Origin of the sequence: Longispora sp. NPDC051575 (assembly GCF_040681875.1) — a bacterium.
Lineage (GTDB): Bacteria > Actinomycetota > Actinomycetes > Mycobacteriales > Micromonosporaceae > Longispora.
In genome coordinates this window covers 249,356-271,630 of record NZ_JBFAZP010000003.1, presented here as the reverse complement: position 1 = coordinate 271,630, position 22,275 = coordinate 249,356, and the positions used below count along the sequence as shown (strand labels likewise).

The 22,275-nt window shown below is 72.2% G+C and carries 25 protein-coding genes; 12 read left to right on the top strand and 13 right to left on the bottom strand.

Annotation, left to right across the window (positions count from 1 at the left end; translation table 11 throughout):
• Window positions 1-9: 9 nt before the first annotated feature.
• Both AB0M43_RS08780 and AB0M43_RS08775 read right to left on the bottom strand, forming a co-directional pair.
• The gene (locus AB0M43_RS08780; protein ID WP_363722515.1) at window positions 10-315 is read right to left on the bottom strand and encodes a hypothetical protein; all 306 of its coding nucleotides are present in this window, start codon (window positions 313-315) and stop codon (window positions 10-12) included.
• A gap of 10 nt (window positions 316-325) precedes the next feature.
• Window positions 326-1,894: an Hsp70 family protein gene (locus AB0M43_RS08775; RefSeq protein ID WP_363722514.1), complete on the bottom strand. Its 1,569-nt coding sequence runs from the start codon at window positions 1,892-1,894 to the stop codon at window positions 326-328.
• A 76-nt stretch (window positions 1,895-1,970) separates the two neighbouring features.
• Between AB0M43_RS08775 and AB0M43_RS08770 the strand changes: the two genes are divergently transcribed.
• The 4 genes from AB0M43_RS08770 to AB0M43_RS08755 all read left to right on the top strand — a co-directional run bounded on the left by AB0M43_RS08770 (window position 1,971) and on the right by AB0M43_RS08755 (window position 5,871).
• The gene (locus tag AB0M43_RS08770; RefSeq protein WP_363722513.1) at window positions 1,971-2,711 is read left to right on the top strand and encodes a glycerophosphodiester phosphodiesterase family protein; all 741 of its coding nucleotides are present in this window, start codon (window positions 1,971-1,973) and stop codon (window positions 2,709-2,711) included.
• Entirely contained in the window at window positions 2,711-4,039 is a 1,329-nt protein-coding gene (locus AB0M43_RS08765; protein WP_363722512.1) for an MFS transporter, read from the top strand. The genes AB0M43_RS08770 and AB0M43_RS08765 overlap by 1 nt, the downstream gene beginning before the upstream one ends.
• Window positions 4,040-4,044: 5 nt before the next feature.
• Window positions 4,045-5,184 (top strand): amidohydrolase, encoded by a 1,140-nt coding sequence (locus AB0M43_RS08760; protein ID WP_363722511.1) that lies wholly within the window; start codon window positions 4,045-4,047, stop codon window positions 5,182-5,184.
• Window positions 5,185-5,292: 108 nt separating this feature from the next.
• On the top strand, window positions 5,293-5,871 hold the full coding sequence (locus AB0M43_RS08755; RefSeq protein ID WP_363722509.1) for a hypothetical protein: 579 nt from the start codon (window positions 5,293-5,295) through the stop codon (window positions 5,869-5,871).
• 4 nt (window positions 5,872-5,875) lie between these two features.
• Here AB0M43_RS08755 and AB0M43_RS08750 read toward each other — a convergent pair whose 3' ends face one another.
• Both AB0M43_RS08750 and rpsD read right to left on the bottom strand, forming a co-directional pair.
• A complete protein-coding gene (locus AB0M43_RS08750; RefSeq protein WP_363722507.1) occupies window positions 5,876-6,556 on the bottom strand; it encodes a thymidine kinase in 681 nt (226 codons plus the stop codon).
• A gap of 36 nt (window positions 6,557-6,592) precedes the next feature.
• On the bottom strand, window positions 6,593-7,201 hold the full coding sequence (gene rpsD / locus AB0M43_RS08745; protein WP_363722505.1) for a 30S ribosomal protein S4: 609 nt from the start codon (window positions 7,199-7,201) through the stop codon (window positions 6,593-6,595).
• Window positions 7,202-7,268: 67 nt separating this feature from the next.
• On the opposite strand from rpsD, the gene AB0M43_RS08740 reads away from it, so the two are divergent.
• Window positions 7,269-7,721 (top strand): hypothetical protein, encoded by a 453-nt coding sequence (locus AB0M43_RS08740; RefSeq protein WP_363722503.1) that lies wholly within the window; start codon window positions 7,269-7,271, stop codon window positions 7,719-7,721.
• 52 nt (window positions 7,722-7,773) lie between these two features.
• Here AB0M43_RS08740 and AB0M43_RS08735 read toward each other — a convergent pair whose 3' ends face one another.
• The 6 genes from AB0M43_RS08735 to AB0M43_RS08710 all read right to left on the bottom strand — a co-directional run bounded on the left by AB0M43_RS08735 (window position 7,774) and on the right by AB0M43_RS08710 (window position 12,211).
• Entirely contained in the window at window positions 7,774-8,643 is an 870-nt protein-coding gene (locus AB0M43_RS08735; RefSeq protein WP_363722501.1) for a GNAT family N-acetyltransferase, read from the bottom strand.
• 218 nt (window positions 8,644-8,861) lie between these two features.
• Window positions 8,862-9,767 (bottom strand): tyrosine-type recombinase/integrase, encoded by a 906-nt coding sequence (locus tag AB0M43_RS08730; protein ID WP_363722499.1) that lies wholly within the window; start codon window positions 9,765-9,767, stop codon window positions 8,862-8,864.
• Between the two features lie 49 nt (window positions 9,768-9,816).
• The gene (locus AB0M43_RS08725) at window positions 9,817-10,224 is read right to left on the bottom strand and encodes a hypothetical protein (protein WP_363722497.1); all 408 of its coding nucleotides are present in this window, start codon (window positions 10,222-10,224) and stop codon (window positions 9,817-9,819) included.
• 63 nt (window positions 10,225-10,287) lie between these two features.
• Entirely contained in the window at window positions 10,288-10,971 is a 684-nt protein-coding gene (locus AB0M43_RS08720) for a phosphotransferase (protein WP_363722495.1), read from the bottom strand.
• A complete protein-coding gene (locus tag AB0M43_RS08715) occupies window positions 10,863-11,231 on the bottom strand; it encodes a hypothetical protein (protein WP_363722493.1) in 369 nt (122 codons plus the stop codon). Before AB0M43_RS08715 ends, AB0M43_RS08720 begins: the two co-directional genes overlap by 109 nt.
• Window positions 11,232-11,320: 89 nt before the next feature.
• The gene (locus AB0M43_RS08710; RefSeq protein ID WP_363722492.1) at window positions 11,321-12,211 is read right to left on the bottom strand and encodes a LysR substrate-binding domain-containing protein; all 891 of its coding nucleotides are present in this window, start codon (window positions 12,209-12,211) and stop codon (window positions 11,321-11,323) included.
• A gap of 81 nt (window positions 12,212-12,292) precedes the next feature.
• Here AB0M43_RS08710 and AB0M43_RS08705 point away from each other — a divergent pair, with 81 nt between their 5' ends.
• From AB0M43_RS08705 to AB0M43_RS08690, 4 genes are all read left to right on the top strand, one after another.
• Window positions 12,293-12,976, top strand: coding sequence for a succinate dehydrogenase cytochrome b subunit (locus AB0M43_RS08705; RefSeq protein ID WP_363722490.1), 684 nt, complete (start codon window positions 12,293-12,295; stop codon window positions 12,974-12,976).
• A 2-nt stretch (window positions 12,977-12,978) separates the two neighbouring features.
• Window positions 12,979-14,907: a fumarate reductase/succinate dehydrogenase flavoprotein subunit gene (locus tag AB0M43_RS08700; RefSeq protein ID WP_363722488.1), complete on the top strand. Its 1,929-nt coding sequence runs from the start codon at window positions 12,979-12,981 to the stop codon at window positions 14,905-14,907.
• Complete coding sequence (locus AB0M43_RS08695) at window positions 14,907-15,647, top strand: succinate dehydrogenase/fumarate reductase iron-sulfur subunit (RefSeq protein ID WP_363722486.1); 741 nt, start codon at window positions 14,907-14,909, stop codon at window positions 15,645-15,647. Before AB0M43_RS08700 ends, AB0M43_RS08695 begins: the two co-directional genes overlap by 1 nt.
• A gap of 577 nt (window positions 15,648-16,224) precedes the next feature.
• Complete coding sequence (locus tag AB0M43_RS08690; protein ID WP_363722484.1) at window positions 16,225-17,226, top strand: hypothetical protein; 1,002 nt, start codon at window positions 16,225-16,227, stop codon at window positions 17,224-17,226.
• Between the two features lie 93 nt (window positions 17,227-17,319).
• Here the strand turns inward: AB0M43_RS08690 and AB0M43_RS08685 are convergent, their stop codons facing one another.
• Window positions 17,320-17,919, bottom strand: a complete 600-nt coding sequence (locus tag AB0M43_RS08685; protein WP_363722482.1) for a TetR/AcrR family transcriptional regulator — start codon at window positions 17,917-17,919, stop codon at window positions 17,320-17,322.
• Between the two features lie 77 nt (window positions 17,920-17,996).
• Between AB0M43_RS08685 and AB0M43_RS08680 the strand changes: the two genes are divergently transcribed.
• On the top strand, window positions 17,997-18,836 hold the full coding sequence (locus tag AB0M43_RS08680) for an alpha/beta hydrolase (RefSeq protein WP_363722480.1): 840 nt from the start codon (window positions 17,997-17,999) through the stop codon (window positions 18,834-18,836).
• A gap of 192 nt (window positions 18,837-19,028) precedes the next feature.
• Here the strand turns inward: AB0M43_RS08680 and AB0M43_RS08675 are convergent, their stop codons facing one another.
• Entirely contained in the window at window positions 19,029-19,238 is a 210-nt protein-coding gene (locus AB0M43_RS08675; protein ID WP_363722479.1) for a hypothetical protein, read from the bottom strand.
• 235 nt (window positions 19,239-19,473) lie between these two features.
• On the opposite strand from AB0M43_RS08675, the gene AB0M43_RS08670 reads away from it, so the two are divergent.
• Entirely contained in the window at window positions 19,474-19,881 is a 408-nt protein-coding gene (locus AB0M43_RS08670) for a YciI family protein (protein WP_363722477.1), read from the top strand.
• 8 nt (window positions 19,882-19,889) lie between these two features.
• Entirely contained in the window at window positions 19,890-21,035 is a 1,146-nt protein-coding gene (locus tag AB0M43_RS08665) for a DUF6596 domain-containing protein (protein WP_363723322.1), read from the top strand.
• Between the two features lie 75 nt (window positions 21,036-21,110).
• On the opposite strand, the gene coaA is transcribed toward AB0M43_RS08665, so the two are convergent.
• Entirely contained in the window at window positions 21,111-22,079 is a 969-nt protein-coding gene (gene coaA / locus AB0M43_RS08660; protein WP_363722475.1) for a type I pantothenate kinase, read from the bottom strand.
• Window positions 22,080-22,275: the final 196 nt, after the last annotated feature.

Sequence of the window (22,275 nt, the reverse complement as noted above, 5' to 3'; positions counted from 1 at the left end):
CGAATGGATCTAGCCGAGGCGGTCGAGAGCCGCCGTCGCGAACCGGACGAACCGGTCGGAGTGCGCGGCGGGGACGACCACCCAGTCCTTCATCGCCCGCCCCGAGCCGCCCGGGTCGAACAGTTCCGCCCCGGCGAGCCCCAACGCCTCCGCGTGTTCCGGACTGCCCGCGACCAGCCGGAACACGACCGCGTCACCGAACAGGCTCGCCAGGGCCTTGCCGTTGGCGTTCTTCAGGGTCGGCTTGCCGAACAGCTGACCGGCCGCGACCCCGCGGCCGGCCAGCTCGTCGACGAGCGCGTCGAAAGCGTCCATCCCACCGACCCTAGTCCAGGGTCAGGACCATGATCACGATAAAGCTGATCAGGACCAGCACCGCCACCACGATCATGACCATCGGCCCGGTCTGCTTGTACCAGCTGGTCTCCTCGACCTGCTGCGGAACCTGCATCGGCCGGGTCTGCGGCGCCATCATCGGAGGCCGGGGCGGGGACACCGGACGCGGCGGCTGCTGCATCGGCGCGGCCGGGCGGTTCTGCGGCATCGGCGGGCGCGGCGGCTGGGGCTGCGGGGCCATCATCGGCGGCCGGGGCTGCTGCTGCATCGGCTGCGGCCTCGGGGCCATCACCGGCGGGCGCGGCGGGGCCACGGGGCGCTGCGGGGCCGGGGCGGGCATCGGCGGACGCGGACCCTGCTGGGGCTGCATCGGCCGCTGCTGCTGCGGGCCCTGCGGACCCGGAGGGCCCTGGTTGGGACGCTGCGGGGCGATCCGCTGCGCCTGCGGGGCGACCTGACGCGGCGCGCCAGACTGCGGCCGGAACCCCGTGGTCGGCGCGCCGCCCACGCACAGGGCGCCCTCGACCACGACGGTCTCGGGCTGCTCCAGGGTCGTCGGGGCCACGGACAGCTCGCTGTGGATCAGGTGCGCGGCCAGCGGGATCCGGCTGGAGCCGCCGACCAGGAAGATGCCGACCAGGTCCTTCGGGGCCAGCCGCGCGTTGGTGACCGTGCGCTCAAGACAGGTGACGGTCCGCTCCAGGTACGGGCGGATCAGCGCCTCCAGCTCCTCACGGGTCAGGTGCGCGTCGACCTCGAGGGCCGGGAGGTGGATGTCGGCGGCCGAGGTACGCGACAGCATCTCCTTCGCGCCGCGCACGTCCTCGTAGAGCATCCGGCGGTGCCGGCGGTCCCCGGCGTCCTGCGGGTTGATCAGACGCTTCCACAGCTCGCTGTGGCTGGCCTCGTACGTGTTGCCGAGGTGCTCGATGATCGCGTGGTCGAAGTCGACGCCGCCGATGTCGCCCAGGCCCTCCTCGGCGAGCACCTCGAACCCGGTCTGGGTCCGGCGCACCACCGTGGCGTCGAACGTGCCGCCACCGAGGTCGTAGATCGCCAGCGACCGGCCCACCGGCACCCCGGAACCGAGGACGGCGGTGAAGTACGACGCGGCGCCGACCGGCTCGGGGATCAGCTGCGGCTGCTTCATGCCGGCGATCCGCGCGGCCTCCAGCAGCAGGCGGCGGCGCTGCTCGCCCCACCGGGCCGGGTGCGTCATGCGGACCTGCTCCGGGTCCCCGCCGAGCTGGCGGCGGGTCTCGGCCATCACCTGCTCCAGGACGTAGGCCATCACCCGGGGCACGGGGATCTCCTGGTCGCCGAGGAAGATCGTGCCGTCGTCGATCCGGCGCTTCGGGTTCGGCTCGAACCGGCTCGGGTCCAGCCGGGCGCTGCGCTCGGCGTCCTTGCCGATGGTGATCCGGCCGTCGGGCTGCAGGTACACCGCCGAGGGCAACAGGGGGGAACCGTCGAACAGCAGCGGTCGGACCCGCCCGTCGGGGGTCCGCAACATGGCGACGGTGTTGGAGGTGCCGAAGTCGATGGCAAGGGCGCGCATGGGAGCACCTTACTGCCTCGTCACCACCGGCCGGTCGGGTGCCACAACCACCGCAGGTGGACACCATAATGGCCCGGTGCATCCTTACCTGACGGGCCAGTCCGCCCCGATCGCGTTCGCCCACCGGGGCGGGGCGGCGGCGGGCGCCGAGAACACCATGGCGGCCTTCGAGCGGGCGGTGACGCTCGGCTACCGGTACCTGGAGACCGACGTGCACGCCACCTCCGACGGGGTCGCCGTGGTCTTCCACGACGCCGACACCCGCCGGCTCACCGGCCTGCCCGGCACCATCGCCGGCCGCACCTGGGAACAGGTCCGCGAGCTGCGGGTCGACGGCGAGCCCGTGCCCAGCCTCGACGAGCTGCTGGCCGCGTGGCCGGACGCCCGGCTCAACATCGACGTGAAGTCCGAGGCCGCGATCGGCGCCACGGTGGCCGCGATCGACCGGGCGAAGGCCCGCGACCGGGTCCTGCTGGCCACGTTCAACGGGGCGCGCCTGCTGCGGATCCGGGCCGCCGCCCCCGGGGTCGCCACGTCCCTGACCCCGCGCGAGGTGGCCGGTCTGCGGTTCCGGGGAAAAAAGCCCGCCGCGGGGATCGCGGCCCAGGTTCCGGTGCGCTACGGTCCGGTGACCGTGGTCAACAGGCGGTTCGTCGAGGCGGCGCACGGGTGTGGGATCCGGGTGCACGTCTGGACGGTCGACGACGCCACCACGATCAACGCGCTTCTCGATCTCGGTGTGGACGGGATCATGACCGACCGCGTCGACGTGCTGCGCGACGTGTACCGCAACCGTGGCCTCTGGACGGAGCACTGATGGAAAGCACGCGCCGCGAACGGGTCGGCTGGTACTTCTACGGCTGGGCGGACCACGCGTTCTACACGACAGTGACGGCCGTGGTCATCGCGCCGTACCTGACGGGCATCGCCAAGGCCGCCGCCGGGTGCGCCTCCGACGACAAGTGCGCCGACGGGTACGTGCACCCGCTCGGCCTCAACGTCGCGGTCGGCTCGTTCTACCCGTACCTCGTCACGCTCGCCGTGATCCTGTCCGTGGTGACGCTGCCCGTGGTGGGCGCGATCGCCGACCGGTCGAAGCACAAGCGCAAGCTGCTGGGCGTGTTCGCCGGGGTCGGGATCGCCGCGACGTTCGGGTTCTGGTTCGTCACCGGCGACCGGTACCTGCTGGGCGGGGTGCTGTTCATCATCGCCACCATGGGACTGTCCGCCGGGGCGGTGGTGTACAACTCGTTCCTGCCGCAGCTGGCCACGCCCGAGAAACGCGACATGGTGTCCAGCATCGGCTGGTCGCTCGGCTACATCGGCGGCGGCCTGCACCTGGCGCTGTGCCTGGTGGCGTTCGCGGTGTTCGGCACGGGCGAGTCCATCCGGTACGTGCTGGTGTCCGCCGGCGTGTGGTGGGGCGTGTTCACCATCGTGTCGCTGGTGCGGCTGCGCGACCGCGAACCCGTCGAGGTCAACGCGGTCGGGGGCAACCGGGTCACGGCCGGCTTCCGGCAGCTCGGGCACACGCTGCGCGACCTGCGCAAGTACCCCCTGACGCTCGCTTTTCTCGGTGCCTACCTGATCTACAACGACGGCATCCAGACGGTCATCTCCCAGGCCAGCCTGTACGCCACGGAGGAACTGGGCCTGGAGACCGGCACCCTGGCCACCACGATCCTGGTGATCCAGTTCGTCGCGTTCGGCGGGGCGCTGACCCTCGGCCGGCTCGCCAAGAGCATCGGCGCGTGGAAGACGGTGCTGCTGTCCCTGATCCTGTGGATCGGCGTCGTGCTCACCGCGTTCTGGCTGCCGGCGCACAACCCGGGCGCGTTCATGCTGCTCGGCGCGGCGCTGGGCCTGGTCCTCGGCGGCAGCCAGGCGCTGAGCCGGTCGCTGTTCAGCCAGCTGATCCCGCGCGGCAAGGAGGGCGAGTACTTCGGCTTCTACGCCCTCGCCGACAAGGGCATGAGCTGGCTCGGCCCGCTGGTGTTCGGCCTGACCTACCAGGCCACGCACAGCTACCGCACCGGCATCGTCATGCTGCTCGCGTTCTTCGTCGTCGGGTTCTTCGCCCTGCTCGCCGTGCCGATGCGCCGCGCGATCGTCGCCTCGGGCAACGTGCCCCCGCAGGTACTTTAGGCACCATGGATCTCGAGGCGGTCTACCGCGACCTGCACGCCCACCCCGAACTCTCCTTCGCCGAGCACCGCACCGCCGCGGTCGCCGCCGCGCACCTGCGTGCCCTCGGGCTGGAGGTCACCGAGGGGGTCGCCGGCACCGGGGTCGTGGGGCTGCTGCGCAACGGCGACGGTCCGACGGTGCTGCTGCGCGCCGACATGGACGCGCTGCCGGTCACGGAGGACACCGGGCTGGCGTACGCGAGCGTGGAGCCGGGGGTCATGCACGCCTGCGGGCACGACGTGCACGTCACCTGCCTGATGGGCGCGGTGCAGGAGCTGGTCGGGGACCGCGACGCGTGGCGGGGCACCCTGATGGCCGTGTTCCAGCCGGCCGAGGAGGGCGCGGGCGGCGCGGCGGCCATGCTCGCCGACGGCCTGTTCGAGCGGTTCGGCACCCCGGACGTGTGCCTCGGGCAGCATGTCGCGCCCCTGCCGGCCGGGGTGCTGGCCTACTGCCCCGGGGTCGCGTTCGCCGCCTCCGACAGCATCCGGATCGTCCTGCACGGCCGGGGCGGGCACGGCTCGCGCCCGGAGACCACGGTCGACCCGGTGCTGATGGCCGCGTCCCTGGTGCTGAGGCTCCAGACGATCGTGTCCCGCGAGGTGGCCGCCACCGAGTCGGCGGTCGTCACCGTCGGCGCCCTGCACGCCGGCACCCGGGGCAACATCATCCCGGACGACGCCGAGCTGCTGCTGAGCGTGCGCAGCTTCGACCCGGGGGTCCGCGACCGGGTGCACGCCGCGATCGACCGGCTGGCCCGGGGCGAGGCCGCGGCGGCCGGGGCGGACCGGGCGCCGGAGCTCACGGTGCAGCACGCGTTCCCGCTGACGGTGAACGAACCGGAGGCCACCGAACGGGTCGCGGAGGGGTTCCGGGCGGCCGGCCTGACCGTGGTGCCGATCGGCCCGGCGTCGGGCAGCGAGGACTTCGGCCTGTTCGGCGCGGCGGCCGGCGTGCCGTCGGTGTTCTGGCTGCTCGGCGGCGGCGAAAGGGACTCGAACCATTCCCCCAGATTCGCGCCGGACATCCACCCTACGCTGGAAATCGGGGTCGCCGCGTTGGCCAACGCCGCAAAAACGTACTTTTTTCAGATAACGAGATAATTCCGAATCGCCCTCTTTTTTCCGAGCGCATCAACTACGGTGCGTAACTATCGGTTGCTGCCCGTATGCGGTCGCCGACAGGATTCTCCCAGTTGGGACGGAGGAAAGATGATCGGCACCAGGAAGATCAAGATTCTCGGGGTGTCACTCGCCGCGTTGGCCGCCCTCGCCGTGTTACCGGCGTCGGGGGTCTCAGCGGCCACCGACAAACCCGAGGGGACGGCCGCGTGCGCCGACCTCACCAGCGATCTGACCAAGGCGTTGACCGATGTCACCGGCGCGCTCGGAGCCCTGCCGCCCGACCTGGGCAAGGTGACCGGGATCGTCGGCAAGCTCACCAGCACCGCGACCAACCTGGTCGCCCTGAACTGCCTGCCGAACCCGGCGACGGCCGTGCCGCTGCCCGTACCCGTGCCCGCCGCCGACGAGGCCCAGGCGCTCCCGCTCCCGCCGCTGCCGGGCACCCCGGCCGTACCCGCGTGCGCCGCCCCCGCCGCCGGACTGCTCAGCCAGGTCTTCGCCCTGCTGCAGAACCTGCTCAAGGCGCTCGGCGGCGGCCTACCCGACGTGACCGGGCTGCTCGGCCAGGTCACCGGGCTGACCACCACCGTCACCGGACTCACGTCGAGTGTGGGCGGCGCGGCCTCCTGCCTGCCGGTGCCCGTACCGGTGCCGGCGAACCAGTAGCCGCTCAGGCCAGACGCAACTGGCCGGCGTTCGGCGCTACCGGACCGAGGTCACCGGTCCGGTAGTGTCGCCGGCACATCACCTGGTAGCGCACACAGTCCCCGGCGGTGTCGCCGATCACCACCTGCGCGCCGTGCCGGATCACCGCGTCGCCGACGATCCGGGCGTTGAAGTTGCCCTCCCGGCCGCACCAGCACAGCACCTCCACCTGCAGCCGCGACACCGAGTCGGCCAGCTCCAGCAGCCGGCGCGCGGCCGGGAACAGCTCGGAGCGGAAATCGGTGGCCAGCCCGAAGGCGTAGACGTCCACGTCGGAGCAGTCCACCAGGTCCGCGAGCTGCTCGATCTGCGCCACGGTGTAGAACTGGGCCTCGTCGCAGATCAGGTAGTCCACCCGCTCGCCGGCCGCCCAGTGCGCGCGGACCAGGTCGCGCAGGTCCACATCGTCGCGCAGTTCCAGGGCGTCGCTGCCCAGGCCGATCCGGCTGGTGATCTGCGCGCTGCCGGACCGGTCGAGCTTCGTGAGCAGCAGCCCACGGCGACCCTGCCGGGCGTGGTTGTGGTTCATCTGCAGCGCCAGGGTGGACTTGCCGCAGTCCATCGGGCCGTAGAAGAACTTGAGGGAGGCCCCGTGGCGGAGCCTCCCGTCACCGGCGGCCGGCACCGCGAGAGCGTCAGAGGTCACGGGGAGCCACCATACCGGCACGGCTCCCCGCGCCGGCTATCGGCTGTAGAACTCCACGATCATCTGCACGTCACAGATCACCGGGATGACCGCGCGCGGCGGCACGGCCAGCAGCGTCACCCGCAGCGCGCTGATCGTGACGTCCAGGTACGGCGCGGGCTGTCCCCCGACGTGCGCGCCGGCGGCGGAGACCAGGAACGGGTCCATGGCCTTGCTCTTCTCGGCCACCTCGACGGTGTCGCCGGGCCGCAGCCGGTAGGACGGCTTGTCGACCCGGCGGCCGTTCACCAGGATGTGACGGTGCGTGACGAACTGGCGGGCCTGGTAGATGGTGCGGGCGATGCCGGAGCGCAGGACCACCGCGTCGAGCCGCTGCTCGAGGAGGGCGATCAGGTTGTCGCCGGTCTTGCCCGTCATCCGCACCGCCTCGTCGAAGGCGCGCCGCAACTGCTTCTCGCTCACGTTGTACTGGTGGCGCAGCCGCTGCTTCTCCAGCAGCCGGGTGCCGTAGTCGGTGACCTTCTTGCGGCTGCGACCGTGCACACCAGGCGGGTACGGCCGCCGCTCGAAGTACTTCACGCACTTGGGCGTCAGCGGGATGCCGAGCGCGCGGGAGAGCCGCACCTTGGGTCGGGCCTGGTTCACACCGTCTCCTTTATAGGTTAGCCTGCACTAAGTTAGGTAAGGCTAACATGCATCGGAGGACGGTCATATGTACCCCAGCCCAGCAGCGGTCGCCCGGACCCTGGCCACCGGCCGCCTCCTCGGCACCGCCCACGTCCGCGGTTACCGCTGCCCGCTGCGGGTCCGCCACGCCACCGGGGCCGACGGCCAGCCCCTACTCCTCGTCCACGACCACAGCCACCTCGCCACCGCGCTGCGCCCCGAACCGGGCGACACCGACACCGGGGTGATCCTGTCCGTCGACCACTGCGAGCACGGCCGGCTGTGGCTGTCGGGGTGGGCCACCCGCCTCGACGGGGACGAGGCCCGGTCGGCCGCCTGCGAGTTCGCCGACGTCAACCCGCTGCCCGACCTGCTCGGGATCGGCGAGGAACACACCCTCTACCGGCTCGACGTCGCCGAGGTCCGCCTCGCGCACGGCGACAGCCTGGTCGACGTGGACGTGGACGAGTACCTGGCGGCGGCGCCGATCCTGACGTAGGGGACGCCGCCCGCACCGGCGCCGTGGCCCAGCGCGGGCCGTGGACCGCGCGCTACCGGGACCGCGTGTAGGACACGGTGCGCGCGTAACCCGTGAAGCCCAGGTCCGTGTACAGGGCCAGGGCCTGCGGATAGTCGTCGTCGCCCCGGCAGTGCACGATCGCCGTCTCCGCGCCCGCCGCCCGGAACGCGTGCAGCACCGACGCGCACACCGCCCGGGCCAGCCCCCGACGGCGGAAATCCGGATGGGTACCGACCGGCTCGAACTCCCCCACCCGGTTCGCCTCGTCGTACCAGCCCAGGCAGTACGCGGCGAACCGGCCGTCCGGGGCCACCACCACGTGGTCGAACCCGGCCCGGTACGGCCACGCGGCCGTCACGTTGAGGTAGCTCTCGGCGGTCACCCGCGACGGGTGGAACGCGGCCTGGTGCGCCTCGGCCCACCGGGCGGCGTCGGCGGCCCCGCGCACCGGGCGGACCGTGAACCCCTCCGGCAGTACCGGCGTCGGCAGGTCGACCAGGTCCCGGCCCGTGTGCAGGAAGAAGGGGCCGTCCGTCGCGGCCGTGAACCCGGCCCGCAGCAGCCCGGCGGCCAGGTGCTCCTCCGCGTCGAGGATCTGCGTCTCGTACCGGGCGAGGTCGAGCGCCGCCAGGCCCCAGGCGAGCACCTCGTCCACGAGGTCGGCGCGCGCCGGGTCCACGCACAGGTCCAGGTCGCCGCCCTCGCGCACCCAGCACCAGGCGACCACCTCGCCGTCGTGCTCCCACAGCGACGTGGCCCACTCGGACTCGCGGCCCACGTGCAGGTAACGGTTCCAGGCCAGGTCGCCGACGGTCCACTGGGACCGGCGGGACCACAGGCGCGCGGTCAGGGCCTGCATCGCGCGCAGGTCGGCCGGGCCGGAGTAGTCGAAGCGTGTCATGCGAGAGAGCGTCGCAGCGACCCGCCCGGCGGGCCACCGGATTTCCCCGGGCGGGTCCGGAGCGGTCGCGGGCCGTGCATGGTGGCGTCCACGCCGGGAGCCGGGCCACGGGTCCGGGGGCCACCAGGCACCGCAGCGGGGGTCCGGAAGTCGGCGGGAGCGGGAGCGCGCGAGTCGGGATGGAGGCACCGCGCGGAGCCGCCCCCGGTGCCCCGGCGTCAGCCCAGCAGCACGGCCAGCTGGTGGCTCGGCGACCGGTCGAGGCTGAACCGGGCCCGGTCGTACCGCCGGGTGGTGCGCGGGTCGGCGTGCCCGAGGAGGTCCTGCACGTCGCGGAGCGCGGCCCCGGCGTCCAGGGCCAGGGTGGCGCACGTGTGCCGCAGGTCGTGCGGGTGCAGCCGGTCGGCGAGGTGCGGGACGGCCACGGCGGCGAGCCGGCGGATCAGGCGCCACAGGGCGTGCCGGTCGAGGGGCTTGCCGGTCGCGGTACACAGAATGGGGCCTTCGCGGCGCTCGCCCAGGTAGTCGTCGATCGCGGCGGCGGCCCGGGGCGGCACGGCCATGGTCTGGCGTTTGCCGCCCTTGCGGGTCACGGTGAGCACCCGGTGGCCGCGCTGGTAGCTGAGGTCGGCGACCGTGGCGGTGCACAGCTCGCTGACCCGCAGGCCCAGGAGCAGGGACAGCAGCACGATGACGGCGGCGCGGGGCGAGTGCGCCTCGGCGGCGGCGATCAGTTCGCCGGCCTCGGCGACCGTCAGGCCGGTGGACTGCACGTTGTCCCCGGCGGCGGGGCGGCGGACCCGGGTCGCTGGGCTGCGGGTGATCAGGCCCTCGTCGACGGCGTAGGCGTAGAAGCCGGCGACGGCCGACATCCGGCGGCGGATCGTGGTCGCGGCCGCGCCGTCGCGGGTCTGCTGTTCGACGTAGGCGTCGAGGTGGGCGCGGGAACAGGCCAGCACGTCCACGTCGAGGGTCGCGCACCACCGGCCGAAGTGGGTGAGGTCGGCGGCGTACGCGGCCCGGGTGTTGCCCCGGTAGGCCAGCAGGAACGCGGCGGCGATCCGGGCGGCGGACGGGGTCTGGAAACCTACGGGCAGTGCTGCGGCGGCGGGGGCCAGCTCCATGGTGTCAAGAGAACCACACCGCTGGGCCGGCCTCCCACCGCCCGCGCCGTCAGGAGCCGTCGACCGCGCTCAGGATCGCGCTGCCACAGCAGCACAGCACGATGAGCGCCAGCGGGACGACCATCAGCAGGATGCCGGCGACCTTGCCGGGCACCTCGACGGGCTGGGTGCCGATGGCGCCCTTCATGAACGTGATCGCCGGAGCGGCGTAGAACACGGGGACGCTGCCACCCGGGTGGACGGTCACCTGGATGACGGCCTGGCCGATCTTCCAGAGGTAGGGGACCCAGACCTCGATGGTGTGCGTGCCCGGCGGGACCGGGATGGGGTTGTCACCCCAGACGAGGTTGACCTGGTGGCCGTTGATCAAGGCTTTCGGCTTGAACATGGCCAGCATGAAGGCCATCCACGTGTACTTGGTGTTGATCGTGATGCCCTGAGGCTGTTGAGGATGCACGAGGGTGGATGGTAGTGGATCCGCGCCACCCCGCTGGGTCGGGTGAGGTTGCCTGCCTTCGGCCTACTTTGTCCACCCGGTCCGGACGGGCCGGTCCGTCGGCAGGGCCCCGGCGAGTTCCCGCAGGTCGGCGAGGGTCTGGTCCAGCCAGCCCTCCCCGAGTGACTCGGCGCCGCGCCACCGGGGCTTGGTGACCAGGTGGAACCGCAGCCCCGCGAGGACCTCCACGGCGTCGAGCCACGGTTCGGCCCCCAGGTCCTCCGGCGCGAGCGGCCGGACCTCGGTGTAGCCGGCGAGGAAGTGTTCCCAGTTGGGCGAGCCGAAGGGGAAGTCCGCGACCGCGTACCCGTCGCCTGCGAGGTCGAAGTCGAACACGACGAGCTCGGGTTCGGCGTCGGTGCCGCCCACGATCGCGACGTTGTCCATCGTCGCGTCGCCGTGGCACAGCGCCCGGGCCGGGGGCCGCGCGGTCAGACCGGCACGGGCGGCGGCGGCGACCCGGACGGCCCGGTCCCGGTCGTCGGCGGACAGCAGGGGCGCGATCTCGGCCAGCGGCCCGTCGAGCAGTGCGGCCAGGTCCGGGGCCGGCCGGTGGTGCGCGGAGCGGAACGTCTCCCCGGCGGCGTGGATCCGGGCGATCAGCCGGCCGTGCGCCCGGTGCAGGCCGGGGGCGAACGGCGGCTCCGGTCGGCGGCCGGCGACCCGTTCCAGGAGGACCAGCGGCCGGGGCCCTCGGGGGCGTGCCACACGCCGGGGCGGCCGACCACCGGGGCGACCGGGACGCCCTCGGCGAGCAGGTGCGCGACGAGGTCGCACTCCCAGGCGACCTCTTCGGGGGTGCGCCAGCCGTGCCGGTACACCTTGAGGAAGTGGCCCGGGTCGACCCGGTAGACGTCGTTGGCGAGGGAACGGTGCAGGGTCACCCGCTCCACCGGCACGCCCCACTCCCGGGCCACGAGCCGCCCGAGGGCCTCGGGATGGGCGAGGGACCGCAGCACGTCGGACATGCGCCCAGTATCCGGAGGCGGGCAACGGGATAAACCTTCAACCTCACGTTGAGCTTGACGTCAAGTACAGGTTGAGGGTTGGGGTCCTCTCAGCGCGGCCGGCCCTCCAGGTATCCGACGAGGATGTCCTGGAAGGCCTTCGCCGCGTGCGAGGGCTCGACGTCGCGGCGGCGGGCCAGCGCGACCGTCCGGGGCACGCCCGGTGCGGCCAGGGGCGTGGCGTGCAGGCGGGGCCGGCCGGCGAGGACCATCCGGGGCACCAGGGCCACCCCGAGGCCGACCTCCACGAAGCCGAGTACCGCGTCCATCTCGCCGCCCTCCACCGCGAACCTCGGGGTGAACCCGGCCTTCGCGCAGGCCTCCAGGGTCGCGTCGCGCAGGTCGTAGCCGGGGCGGAACATCACCAGGTCCTGGTGCCGCAGGTCGGTGATCTCCATTTCCCGGTGGTGCAGCGGCGACGCCGAGGCGACCACCAGGCTCTCGGTGAGCAGCGGCTCGGTGTGCAGGGCCGGGTCGGTGCCGGACTCCGGCAGGATGATCAGGGCGAGGTCCAGGTCGCCGCCGGTCAGCGCGCGCACCAGGTCCTGGGAGCCGCCCTCCTCGACCTGGAGCCGGATGTCGGGGTGCCGGTCGCGGAACAGCTTGAGGGTCTCGGCGACCAGCGACGTGCACAGGCTCGGGGTGGCCCCCAGCCGCAGCCGGCCGGTCCGCAGCCCGACCAGGTCGCCGATCTCGTGCCGGGCGGTCTCGGCGTCGGCGACGATCCGCTGGGCGAGGGGCAGCAGGGCCTCGCCGGCCTCGGTGAGCGTGATCGCGCCCCGGTTGCGGTGGAACAGCGCCGCCCCCAGGTCCTCCTCCAGAGTGTGAATCTGCTTACTCAGCGTGGGTTGAGTCACACCCACCGCCTCGGCCGCCTGGGTGAAATGCCGGGAATCTGCGACCGCGAGGAAGTAGCGGAGCTGTTGGAGCTGCATGTCCATAGCTTAGAGGAATGGACCATGGACCCGTGATGCATTAGACGACTGACCGTTACGGCCCTAGCGTCAGACGATGTGGCAGTTATGACGAGGTCCAGGTCGTTGACGAGGTCGACGGTCGGCAAAAAAGCCGTGATGGCGGTGACGGGCGTCCTGCTCGTCGGGTTCCTGTTCTTCCATGCGCTCGGGAACATGAAGGTGTTCCTCGGCGAGGAGTCCTTCGACCACTACTCGCACTGGCTGCGCACCCTCCTGACGCCGATCCTGCCGCACGAGGGCTTCCTGTGGCTCGCCCGGATCGGCCTGCTCGCCGCCGTCGGGCTGCACATCTGGTCGGCCACCTCCCTGGCGATCCGGGCGAAGAAGGCCCGGCCGGTGAAGTACGCGCACCGCAAGCCCGTGCAGGGCTCCTACGCCGCGCGCACCATGCGCTGGGGCGGCGTGATCGTCGTGCTGTTCGTGATCTACCACATCCTCGACCTCACCACCGGGCACCTGAACCCGGTCGGGGCGGCCGGCAAGCCCTACGGCAACGTGACCGCCGACTTCGCCCCGTCGCGCTGGTACGTCACCGCGTTCTACGTCCTGTCGATCGTCACGATCGGCTTCCACCTGCGCCACGGCCTCTGGAGCGCCCTCCAGACCCTGGGTCGCAGCAACGCGCGCCGGGAGAAGTTCCTCAAGGGCGTCGCCCTCGGGTTCTCCGTCCTGCTGTGCGCGATGTTCCTGTCCGTACCGTTCGCGGTCCTCACCGGATTGGTGAAGTAGACATGAACTTTTCTCATGGTGAGCCGATCAAGGACACCAAGGCCCCCGAGGGGCCCGTCGAGACCCGCTGGGACTCCCGCCGGTTCGGCGCGAAGCTCGTCAACCCGGCGAACAAGCGCAAGCTGAAGGTCATCGTCGTCGGTACCGGCCTGGCCGGCGGCGCGGCGGCGGCGACCCTGGGCGAGCTCGGCTACCAGGTCGAGTCGTTCTGCTACCAGGACTCCCCCCGCCGGGCGCACTCCATCGCCGCGCAGGGCGGGATCAACGCCGCGAAGAACTACCGCAACGACGGCGACTCGATCCACCGGCTGTTCTACGACACGGTCAAGGGCGGCGACTTCCGGTCCCGCGAGTCGAACGTGCACCGCCTGGCCCAGATCTCCGTGGAGATCATCGACCAGTGCGTGGCGCAGGGCGTGCCGTTCGCGCGCGAGTACGGCGGCCTGCTCGACACCCGGTCCTTCGGCGGCGCGCAGGTGTCGCGCACGTTCTACGCCCGGGGGCAGACGGGCCAGCAGCTGCTGCTCGGCGCGTACCAGGCACTCGAACGCCAGATCGCGGCCGGCACGGTGAAGATGCACTCCCGGCACGAGATGCTCGACCTGATCGTCATCGACGGCCGGGCCCGGGGCATCGTGGTCCGCGACCTGGTCACCGGCGAGGTCGGCACCCACTACGCCGACGCCGTGGTGCTGGCCTCCGGCGGGTACGGCAATGTGTTCTTCCTGTCGACCAACGCCAAGGGCTGCAACGTCACGGCCACCTGGCGGGCGCACCGGCGCGGCGCGTACTTCGCCAACCCGTGCTACACCCAGATCCACCCGACCTGCATCCCGGTGAGCGGCGAGCACCAGTCGAAGCTGACCCTGATGAGCGAGTCGCTGCGCAACGACGGGCGCGTGTGGGTACCGCTGAAGGGCGGCGACCCCCGGGCGGCGAAGGACATCCCCGAGGCCGAGCGCGACTACTACCTCGAACGGATCTACCCGGCGTTCGGCAACCTCGTGCCCCGCGACATCGCCTCGCGCGCCGCGAAGAACGTGTGCGACGAGGGCCGCGGGGTCGGGCCGGGCGGGCTCGGCGTGTACCTCGACTTCGCCTCGGCCATCGAGCGGCTCGGCCAGCCGGCCGTGGAGGCCAAGTACGGCAACCTGTTCGAGATGTACGCGCAGATCACCGGCGAGGACCCGTACAGCACGCCGATGCGGATCTACCCGGCCGTGCACTACACGATGGGCGGCCTGTGGGTCGACTACGACCTCCAGTCGACCATCCCCGGTCTGTTCGTCGCCGGTGAGGCCAACTTCTCCGACCACGGGGCCAACCGGCTCGGCGCGTCCGCGCTGATGCAGGGCCTGGCCGACGGGTACTTCGTCCTGCCGAACACGATCGGCGACTACCTGGCGGCCGGCCCGTTCGCTCCGGTCTCGGACGAGGCCCCGGAGGCGGCCGAGGCCCTGGCCAGGGTCCACGACCAGATCGAGCGCCTGGTGAACAACGACGGCGACCGCACCGCCGACTCCTTCCACCGCGAGCTGGGCCAGCTCATGTGGGAGTACTGCGGCATGGAGCGCTCCGAGGCCGGCCTGCGCAAGGCGCTCGAACGCATCCCCGAGCTGCGCGCGGAGTTCTGGAAGCGGGTCAAGGTCTCCGGCACCGGCGAGGGCCTCAACCAGGCCCTGGAGCGCGCCGGGCGGGTCGTGGACTTCTTCGACCTCGCCGAGCTGATGTGCCTCGACGCGCTGGTGCGCACCGAGAGCTGCGGCGGGCACTTCCGCGCCGAGAGCCAGACCCCCGACGGGGAGGCCCAGCGCGACGACGAGAACTTCAGCTACGTCGCCGCCTGGGAGCACACCGGTGCCGCGCCGGTGCTGCACAAGGAGGAGCTCGTGTTCGAGTACGTCAAGCCGTCGCAGAGGAGCTACAAGTAATGAACCTGACTCTGCGCATCTGGCGGCAGGCGGACTCCGACGCCAAGGGCAGGATGGTCAGCTACCAGGTGGCCGACGTGTCCCCGGACATGTCCTTCCTGGAGATGCTCGACGTCCTCAACGAGCAGCTGATCCTCGCCGGCGACGAGCCGGTCGCCTTCGACCACGACTGCCGCGAGGGCATCTGCGGCGCGTGCAGCCTGGTGATCAACGGGACGCCGCACGGGCCGAAGAAGGCCACGACGACCTGCCAGCTGCACATGCGGTCGTACAAGGACGGCGACACGATCGACATCGAGCCGTGGCGCGCCAAGCCGTTCCCGGTGATCAAGGACCTGGTCGTCGACCGGACCGCCTTCGACAAGATCATCCAGGCGGGCGGGTTCATCTCCGCGCCCACCGGCTCGGCCCCCGACGCGCACGCCGCGCCCGTGTCCAAGCCCGACGCCGACTCCGCGTTCGAGGCCGCGACCTGCATCGGCTGCGGCGCGTGCGTGGCCGCGTGCCCGAACGGCTCCGGCATGCTGTTCACCGCCGCGAAGATCACCCACCTGGGGCTGCTCCCCCAGGGCCAGCCCGAGCGCGACGCCCGGGTGCTGGGCATGGTCGCCGCGCACGACGACCTGGACTTCGGCGGCTGCACCAACACCGGCGAGTGCACGGCCGTGTGCCCCAAGGGCATCCCGCTGGAGACGATCTCCCGCCTGAACCGGGACTTCCTGAAGGCCAGCAAGGCATAACACCCCTCGACGGGTACTGACGTGGCGGGGACCTCCGGGTCCCCGCCACGCGCGTGTCCGGCCCCGGCCGGCTCTCCACCACGGTCGCGTTCCGCATCGGTCGGATGGGAGTCCGGTCAAGCTGGTCCCCGCCATCCGCCTGTCCTTCCCAGGCCGGTGCCTGCCGCAAGGGCGTTCGGTCAGGGTCGACTCCCTGCCACGCGGAATACCCGGTGTGCCCCCCGCCGCGCGGATACTTCGCCCTGGCGCGACGGGGCCGAGGGCGTCGTCGGATCGCCGTCAAGCCCGTCGCCTGGATGTGACCATCCGCTGCCCTCGGGTGTGACCTGGCTGGTCCGGGACCCGCCCCAGGACAGGTCCTGCCGATCATGGCGGCCGCGCCAACCCCGACCACTACCGGCAGGACATGCCCGGGCTGAAGATCGACAGCGCGCTATAGCCTGGAGCCTCGGTTCGCGCGGTCGGAGGTTCGGAGAATGCGTGGAGGTCGGGCCGCCCTGAGTCTGGGCGCGGTGTCGCGACCACCGCGATCGGCGCCGTCACCAATCTGCTCACCGGCCTGGCCGAACAGGAGTGGGTGGGCCGTTTCGCGGTGCCGCTGGCGATCGGCGGGGTGATCGCGGTCACGCTCGCCGCAGTGACCGGCCTGCGTCCGGGCGGTGCGCGGCGCGGTTCCCGGTCCGGGTTCCAGGCGGTCGCGACCGCCTGCCCGGGCGGCGGTGTGCTGCACCTCCTGGCCGTCACCCAGGCGGGCGGCCTGCTGGCCGCCACCTATCAGGAACCCGGCCGGTGGTCCGACTGGCAGGATCTGCGGCCGCCGACCCCGGTGAGGGACGTCGCCGCCTCGGTACCAACCGCAGACCAGCTCGAAGTGTCCTGCGCGGACGTCGACGGGCAGGTCTGGACCGCGGTCCTGCAACTGTCGGGCGCCGTGCCGCGCTGGTCCAGACTGCCCGGCAGCACACGGAACGGCCGGATCGCGCGCCTCGCAGCGCTCAGCATGAGCCCGGGACACGGCGAGATCTTCGCGGTCGACGAGTACGGCGGCGTCGTGCACAACTGGCACCACCGGGACGGGATCTGGCAGGCCGAGTGGACGAGGATGCGGCCGACCAGCGAATGCCGGGATGTCGCGGCGTCCGTCCCGACGTCCAGCCTGATGGAGATCTTCACGGTCGGCACCGGGCAGCGGATCCTGAACCACTGGTATGTGGCGGGCAGCGGCTGGCAGGAGTGGACAGAGGGCTTCGAAGCCGGGCTCGGTCGGGCCTGCGTGGCCTTGGACGTGCTGAACGGCTGGGACGAGCACCAGGAGGTCTTCGTTGTGCGCGCGGACGGCGGGATCAGCCATCGCGACCACTGGCAGGGACAACCGAAGCCAGGTTGGCGGGACCTGGACGCCCCGGCGGAGATGCGGGACGTCGCCTGCGGCACGACCAGCACCGGCCACCTGGAGGTGTTCGGCGTGAGCCGGGCCGGCGAGCTGTGGCAGAAGTCCTACCCGGACGGGGCCGACTGGAGCGGGTGGCGCCCGGTGGGAATCAGGCGCGCCCCGGGCGAGCTGGCCTCAGCCGAGTAGCCGTCCCGGCCGCCGACGTGGACCGCCGGGCTGGCGGGTCGGCCCGGCTGATCTGCCGGCCTACCGGTGCCGGGTCGCCCGGGCCGCGCTGGCTCAGGTGGCGAAGATCCGGTCGAGCGCGCCGTCGAGGAGCCCCACCGCCTCCTCCGGCGTGAACGTCCCGATCAGCAGCGGCCCGACGAGCCCCTGGGTCAGCACGTACAGCGAGGTGGCCTCCGTCGCCGCGTCGACCCCGGGTCGCAGCTCCCCGGCGGCGTCCGCCTCGGCGAACCAGCCGCGCAGGACGGCGAGGATCCGGGTGTAGCTGTCGTGCAGCAGGCGGGCGTAGGCCGGGTCGACGGTCGCGTAGGAGAAGAAGGCGATGGTGACCACGGCCTCGTGCCGGCTCGGGTCGTCGATCGGCATGGTGGCGCGCAACGTGTGCCGGACCGTGGCCCGGCGGGTCGCGGGCTGCGGCAGCAGGGCCATCTCGGTGGCGAGCCGGCGGCCGATCCGGTCGCGCAGGTGGCCGAGCGCGAACAGCAGCATCTCGTGCTTGGTGGCGAAGTAGTGCTGGACCGTGCCCAGGGACACCTCAGCCTGCCGGGCGACGTCGCGCACGCTGACGGCCTCGATGCCCCGCTCGCCGATCACCGCGAACACCGCCTCGGCGAGCGCGCGCCGCCGTTCCTCGTGGTCGACCTTCTTGGGCATCGACACCTCCTTCGCAATACGAGTGTATGATAAAAACGCGGTCATGGTCGACCGCACCGGAGATTCGGGAGGACACCATGACCGTGCGGTACGCGGCCAACAAGGACGTGCAGATCGCCTACGAGGTGCTGGGCGACCCCGCCACCGGCGTGCCCCTCCTGCTGATCATGGGGCTCGACTACCAGATGGTGTGGTGGCCCGACGAGTTCTGCGAGCAGCTGGTCGCCGCCGGGTTCGCCGTCGTCCGGTTCGACAACCGCGACACGGGGCTGTCCACGCACTTCGCCAAGGGCGACTCCTACACCGGCAACGACATGGTCGACGACGCGCTCGCCGTCCTCGACGCCGTCGGCTGGTCCGACGCCAACGTGTTCGGCGGATCCCTGGGCGCGGCGATCGGCCAGGCCCTGGCCCTGCTGCACCCCGAACGCGTCCGGTCGCTGGTCAGCGTCATGGGCACCCCGGTCACCGCCGGCACGCTCAGGACCCTGCGCTACGTCCGGTTCGGCACCGTCGCCAAGCTCGCCCGACTGCCGAAGGCCGCCACCCGCGAGCAGGAGATCGACAACCTCGTGACCGTGTACCGCACGGTCGCCTCGCCCGGCTACCCGTTCCCGGAGGACTGGGCGCGGCACGTCGCAACGCTCAGCCACGACCGGCACCCCCGCGACCCGGGCACCACCGTGCGGCAGAACGCCGCCAGCCGCAGGTTCACGGTCCCCGCGCTGAGCACGCTCACCCGCCCCACCGTCGTCATCGCCGGGGCCGACGACCCGCTCGTGCGGCCGGTGGCCGGGCGCGACACCGCCCGCCAGATCCCCGGCGCCACGTTCGTCAGCTATCCCGGCATGGGGCACAACCTGCCCGAGGAGCTCTGGCCCGACATCATCGAGCGGACCCGGGCGGTCGCCCGCTAGGACGGGCCGACCCGCGCCGGGGACCGGGGCTGCGGCCCGACCCGGCAACGCGAGGACCGGCCCGGAGCCCGACCTGCCCGGCGACGTGTGGGCCGACCGGAGTCCGCCCGACCCGGGCGATGGCCCGAAGGCCGGGCCGGAGCCCAGGAACCCGGGGCCCCCGCCGTGGACGCGGCGAGGGCCCCGGAACGACTAGTGCCGGTAGCCGTAACGGCCGCCGTGCCGGTAACCGTGCCCACCGTGGCGGTAGCCGTGGCCGTAGCCCGGGCCGTGGCCGTAGTGCGGCGGGGGCGGCGGGTAGCCGTGGTGGCCGTAGTGGCCGTGGCCGCCGTAGTGCTTGCCGAATATCTTCCGCATGATGCGGTACTTGATCGATCGTTTGATGTGCTTGAACAGACCCATGCAGCCAACTATGACCGGCGTCCGCCACCCCGCAAATCCCTTGATCGGCCAGGCGGCCCCGGGGCCCCGGACACGCCACCAGACACCGTGGCAAAGCGGCTCCGACCCACACATGGCCGGACGGAACGACGGGTCGGAAAAAAGTTTCCGCGCCGATGTCGAAAACCCGTGGCCGGCTCCGTCCCTGCTGTGAGAGCGACGAGAATGGGTCGCGACAGTGCGAAGGAGAACCACAATGGCGAAGTACCTGCTGCTCAAGCACTACCGGGGTGCCCCGGCCGCCGTGAACGACGTGGCCATGGACCAGTGGACGCCGGAGGAGATCACCGACCACATCCAGTACATGCGCGACTTCGCGGCGCGGCTCGAGGGGACCGGCGAGTACGTCGACGGCCAGGCCCTGGCCCCCGAGGGCCTGTGGGTGCGGTACGACGGCGAGGGCCGCCCGCCGGTCACCGACGGCCCGTTCGCCGAGACCAAGGACCTGATCGCCGGCTGGATGATCATCGACGTCGACAGCCAGGCGCGCGCCGTCGAACTGGCCGGCGAGCTGTCGGCGGCCCCCGGAGCAGGCGGCAAGCCGATCCACGAGTGGCTCGAGGTGCGCCCGTTCTACGGCGAGTCCCCCACCATCACCGAATGAGTACCGAGGTGGACGGGACCCTTCTCCGGAGCCTGACCCCGAGCGTGCTCGCGATCCTCGTCCGCCGCGGAGCTGACTTCGCGGCGGCCGAGGACGCGGTGCAGGACGCGCTGGTCGAGGCCCTCCGGGTCTGGCCGGCCGACCCGCCCCGGGACCCGAAGGGCTGGCTGGTCACGGCCGCCTGGCGCAAGTTCCTCGACGCGACCCGCGCCGACACGGCCCGCCGCCGCCGGGAGGACCTCGTCGACGAGGAACCGGCGCCCGGGCCCACGCCGGCGGTGGACGACACCCTCCAGCTGTACTTCCTGTGCGCGCACCCGTCGCTGACCCCGTCGTCGGCGGTGGCGCTCACGCTGCGCGCCGTCGGCGGGCTGACCACCCGCCAGATCGCGGACGCGTACCTGGTGCCCGAGGCGACCATGGCGCAGCGGATCAGCCGGGCCAAGCGCACGGTCTCGGCTGTGCGGTTCGACCAGCCCGGGGACGTCGCGACCGTGCTGCGGGTCCTCTACCTGGTCTTCAACGAGGGCTACTCCGGGGACGTGGACCTCGCCGCCGAGGCGATCCGGCTCACCCGGCAGCTCGCGGCCGCGATCGACCACCCGGAGGTGGCGGGGCTGCTGGCCCTCATGCTGCTGCACCACGCCCGGCGCGCCGCCCGGACCACGCCCGACGGCAGCCTGGTGCCGCTCGCCGAGCAGGACCGCGGCCGGTGGGACACGGCGGTGATCGGCGAGGGGGTCGGGGTCCTGCAGGCGGCGCTCGCCCGGGACCGGCTGGGCGAGTACCAGGCCCAGGCCGCCATCGCCGCGCTGCACGCCGACGCGCCGACCGCCGGGGAGACCGACTGGGTGCAGATCGTCGAGTGGTACGACGAACTCGCGCGCCTCACCGACAGCCCCGTCGTCCGGCTCAACCGCGCGGTCGCCGTCGGCGAGGCGGACGGGCCGCGCGCGGGGCTGGCGGCGCTCGCGGCGGTGGACGGGTCGTTGCCCCGGCACGCGGCGGTGGAGGCGTACCTGCGGGAACGTGACGGGGACCTGACAGCGGCGGCCCGGCTCTACGCCGAGGCGGCCCGGAAGGCGGCCAACCTGGCCGAACGCGAGCACCTGACGCGCCAGGCGGCCCGGCTCAACGCCCGCCGGGGGCAGTGACGGCAGCGGCGGCCGTGAGTCAGGGGCGAAGTGGGCAGGCGGAGGCCTGTCCGCCTGTCTACGGTCGGCGGGCCGTCAGTGCCGGACCAGCACCCGCTCCACCGCGTGGTCCGCGCCCTTGCGGAGCACCAGGTTCGCCCGGCTGCGGGTCGGCTGGATGTTCTCCACGAGGTTGACCTCGTTGATCTCCCGGAAGATCCGCTGCGCGGTGGCCTCGGCGTCGGAGTCGCTGAGCGAGGCGTACCGGTGGAAGAACGACGCCGGGTCGGCGAACGCGGTCCGGCGCAGGGTCAGGAACCGTTCCATGTACCAGCGGCGGACGTGTTCCAGCCGCGCGTCCACGTAGATGGAGAAGTCGAAGAAGTCGGACACGGCGAGCTGGCTGCGCTTGTTCGGGCCGGTCCGGGGCGGCTGGAGCACGTTGATGCCCTCGACGATCAGGACGTCGGGGCGGGCGATGGTGACCCGCTCGTCGGGGAGCACGTCGTAGGCCAGGTGCGAGTACACCGGGGCGGAGACCTTGTCCGCGCCGCCCTTGACGGCCGCGAGGAACCGGCGCAGCGCGCGGGCGTTGTACGACTCGGGGAATCCCTTGCGGCTCATCAGCCCCCGGCGCTCCAGCTCGGCGTTGGGCAGCAGGAAACCGTCGGTGGTGATCAGCTCGACGTTGGGGTGGCCGGGGCCGCGGGACAGCAGTTCGCGGAGCACCCGGGCGACCGTGGACTTGCCGACCGCCACCCCGCCGGCGATGCCGATCACGAACGGGGCGTGCGGCGGGCCGGGGGTGTCGACGCTGGCCAGGAGCGTGTCGAGGGCGTTCTGCCGGGCCTGGGTGCCCGTCGCGTACGCCTCCACGAGCAGGGCCACGGGCAGCAGCACCTGGGCCAGCTCGGCGGCGTCGAGGCGGTCCCCGAGGCTGCGCAGCGGTTCGAGCTCGGCCGGGGTGAGCCGCGACGACCAGCCGGCCGCGAGCCGGGCGAGAGCCGATCGTTCCAGCTCCCACCAGGGCGCGGGCGGCGCCGTCGTCTCGGCGAGGAAGGTCATGGCCCCCATCGTGTCACCGGAGGACACCGCCGTGAACAAAGTGTGAATTACCTCGCCTCCGGGCGCTGCGGCGTGTCGCGCGCCACACGGAGCGCGCGGGACGCGTACCCGGAAAAAGTTCTGGATCGGGGGTGTCGATCCCGGAGGTCGTCGTTCGTCGTCATGCTGTGGGGCGACCCCGCCCCGCGAGGACCAC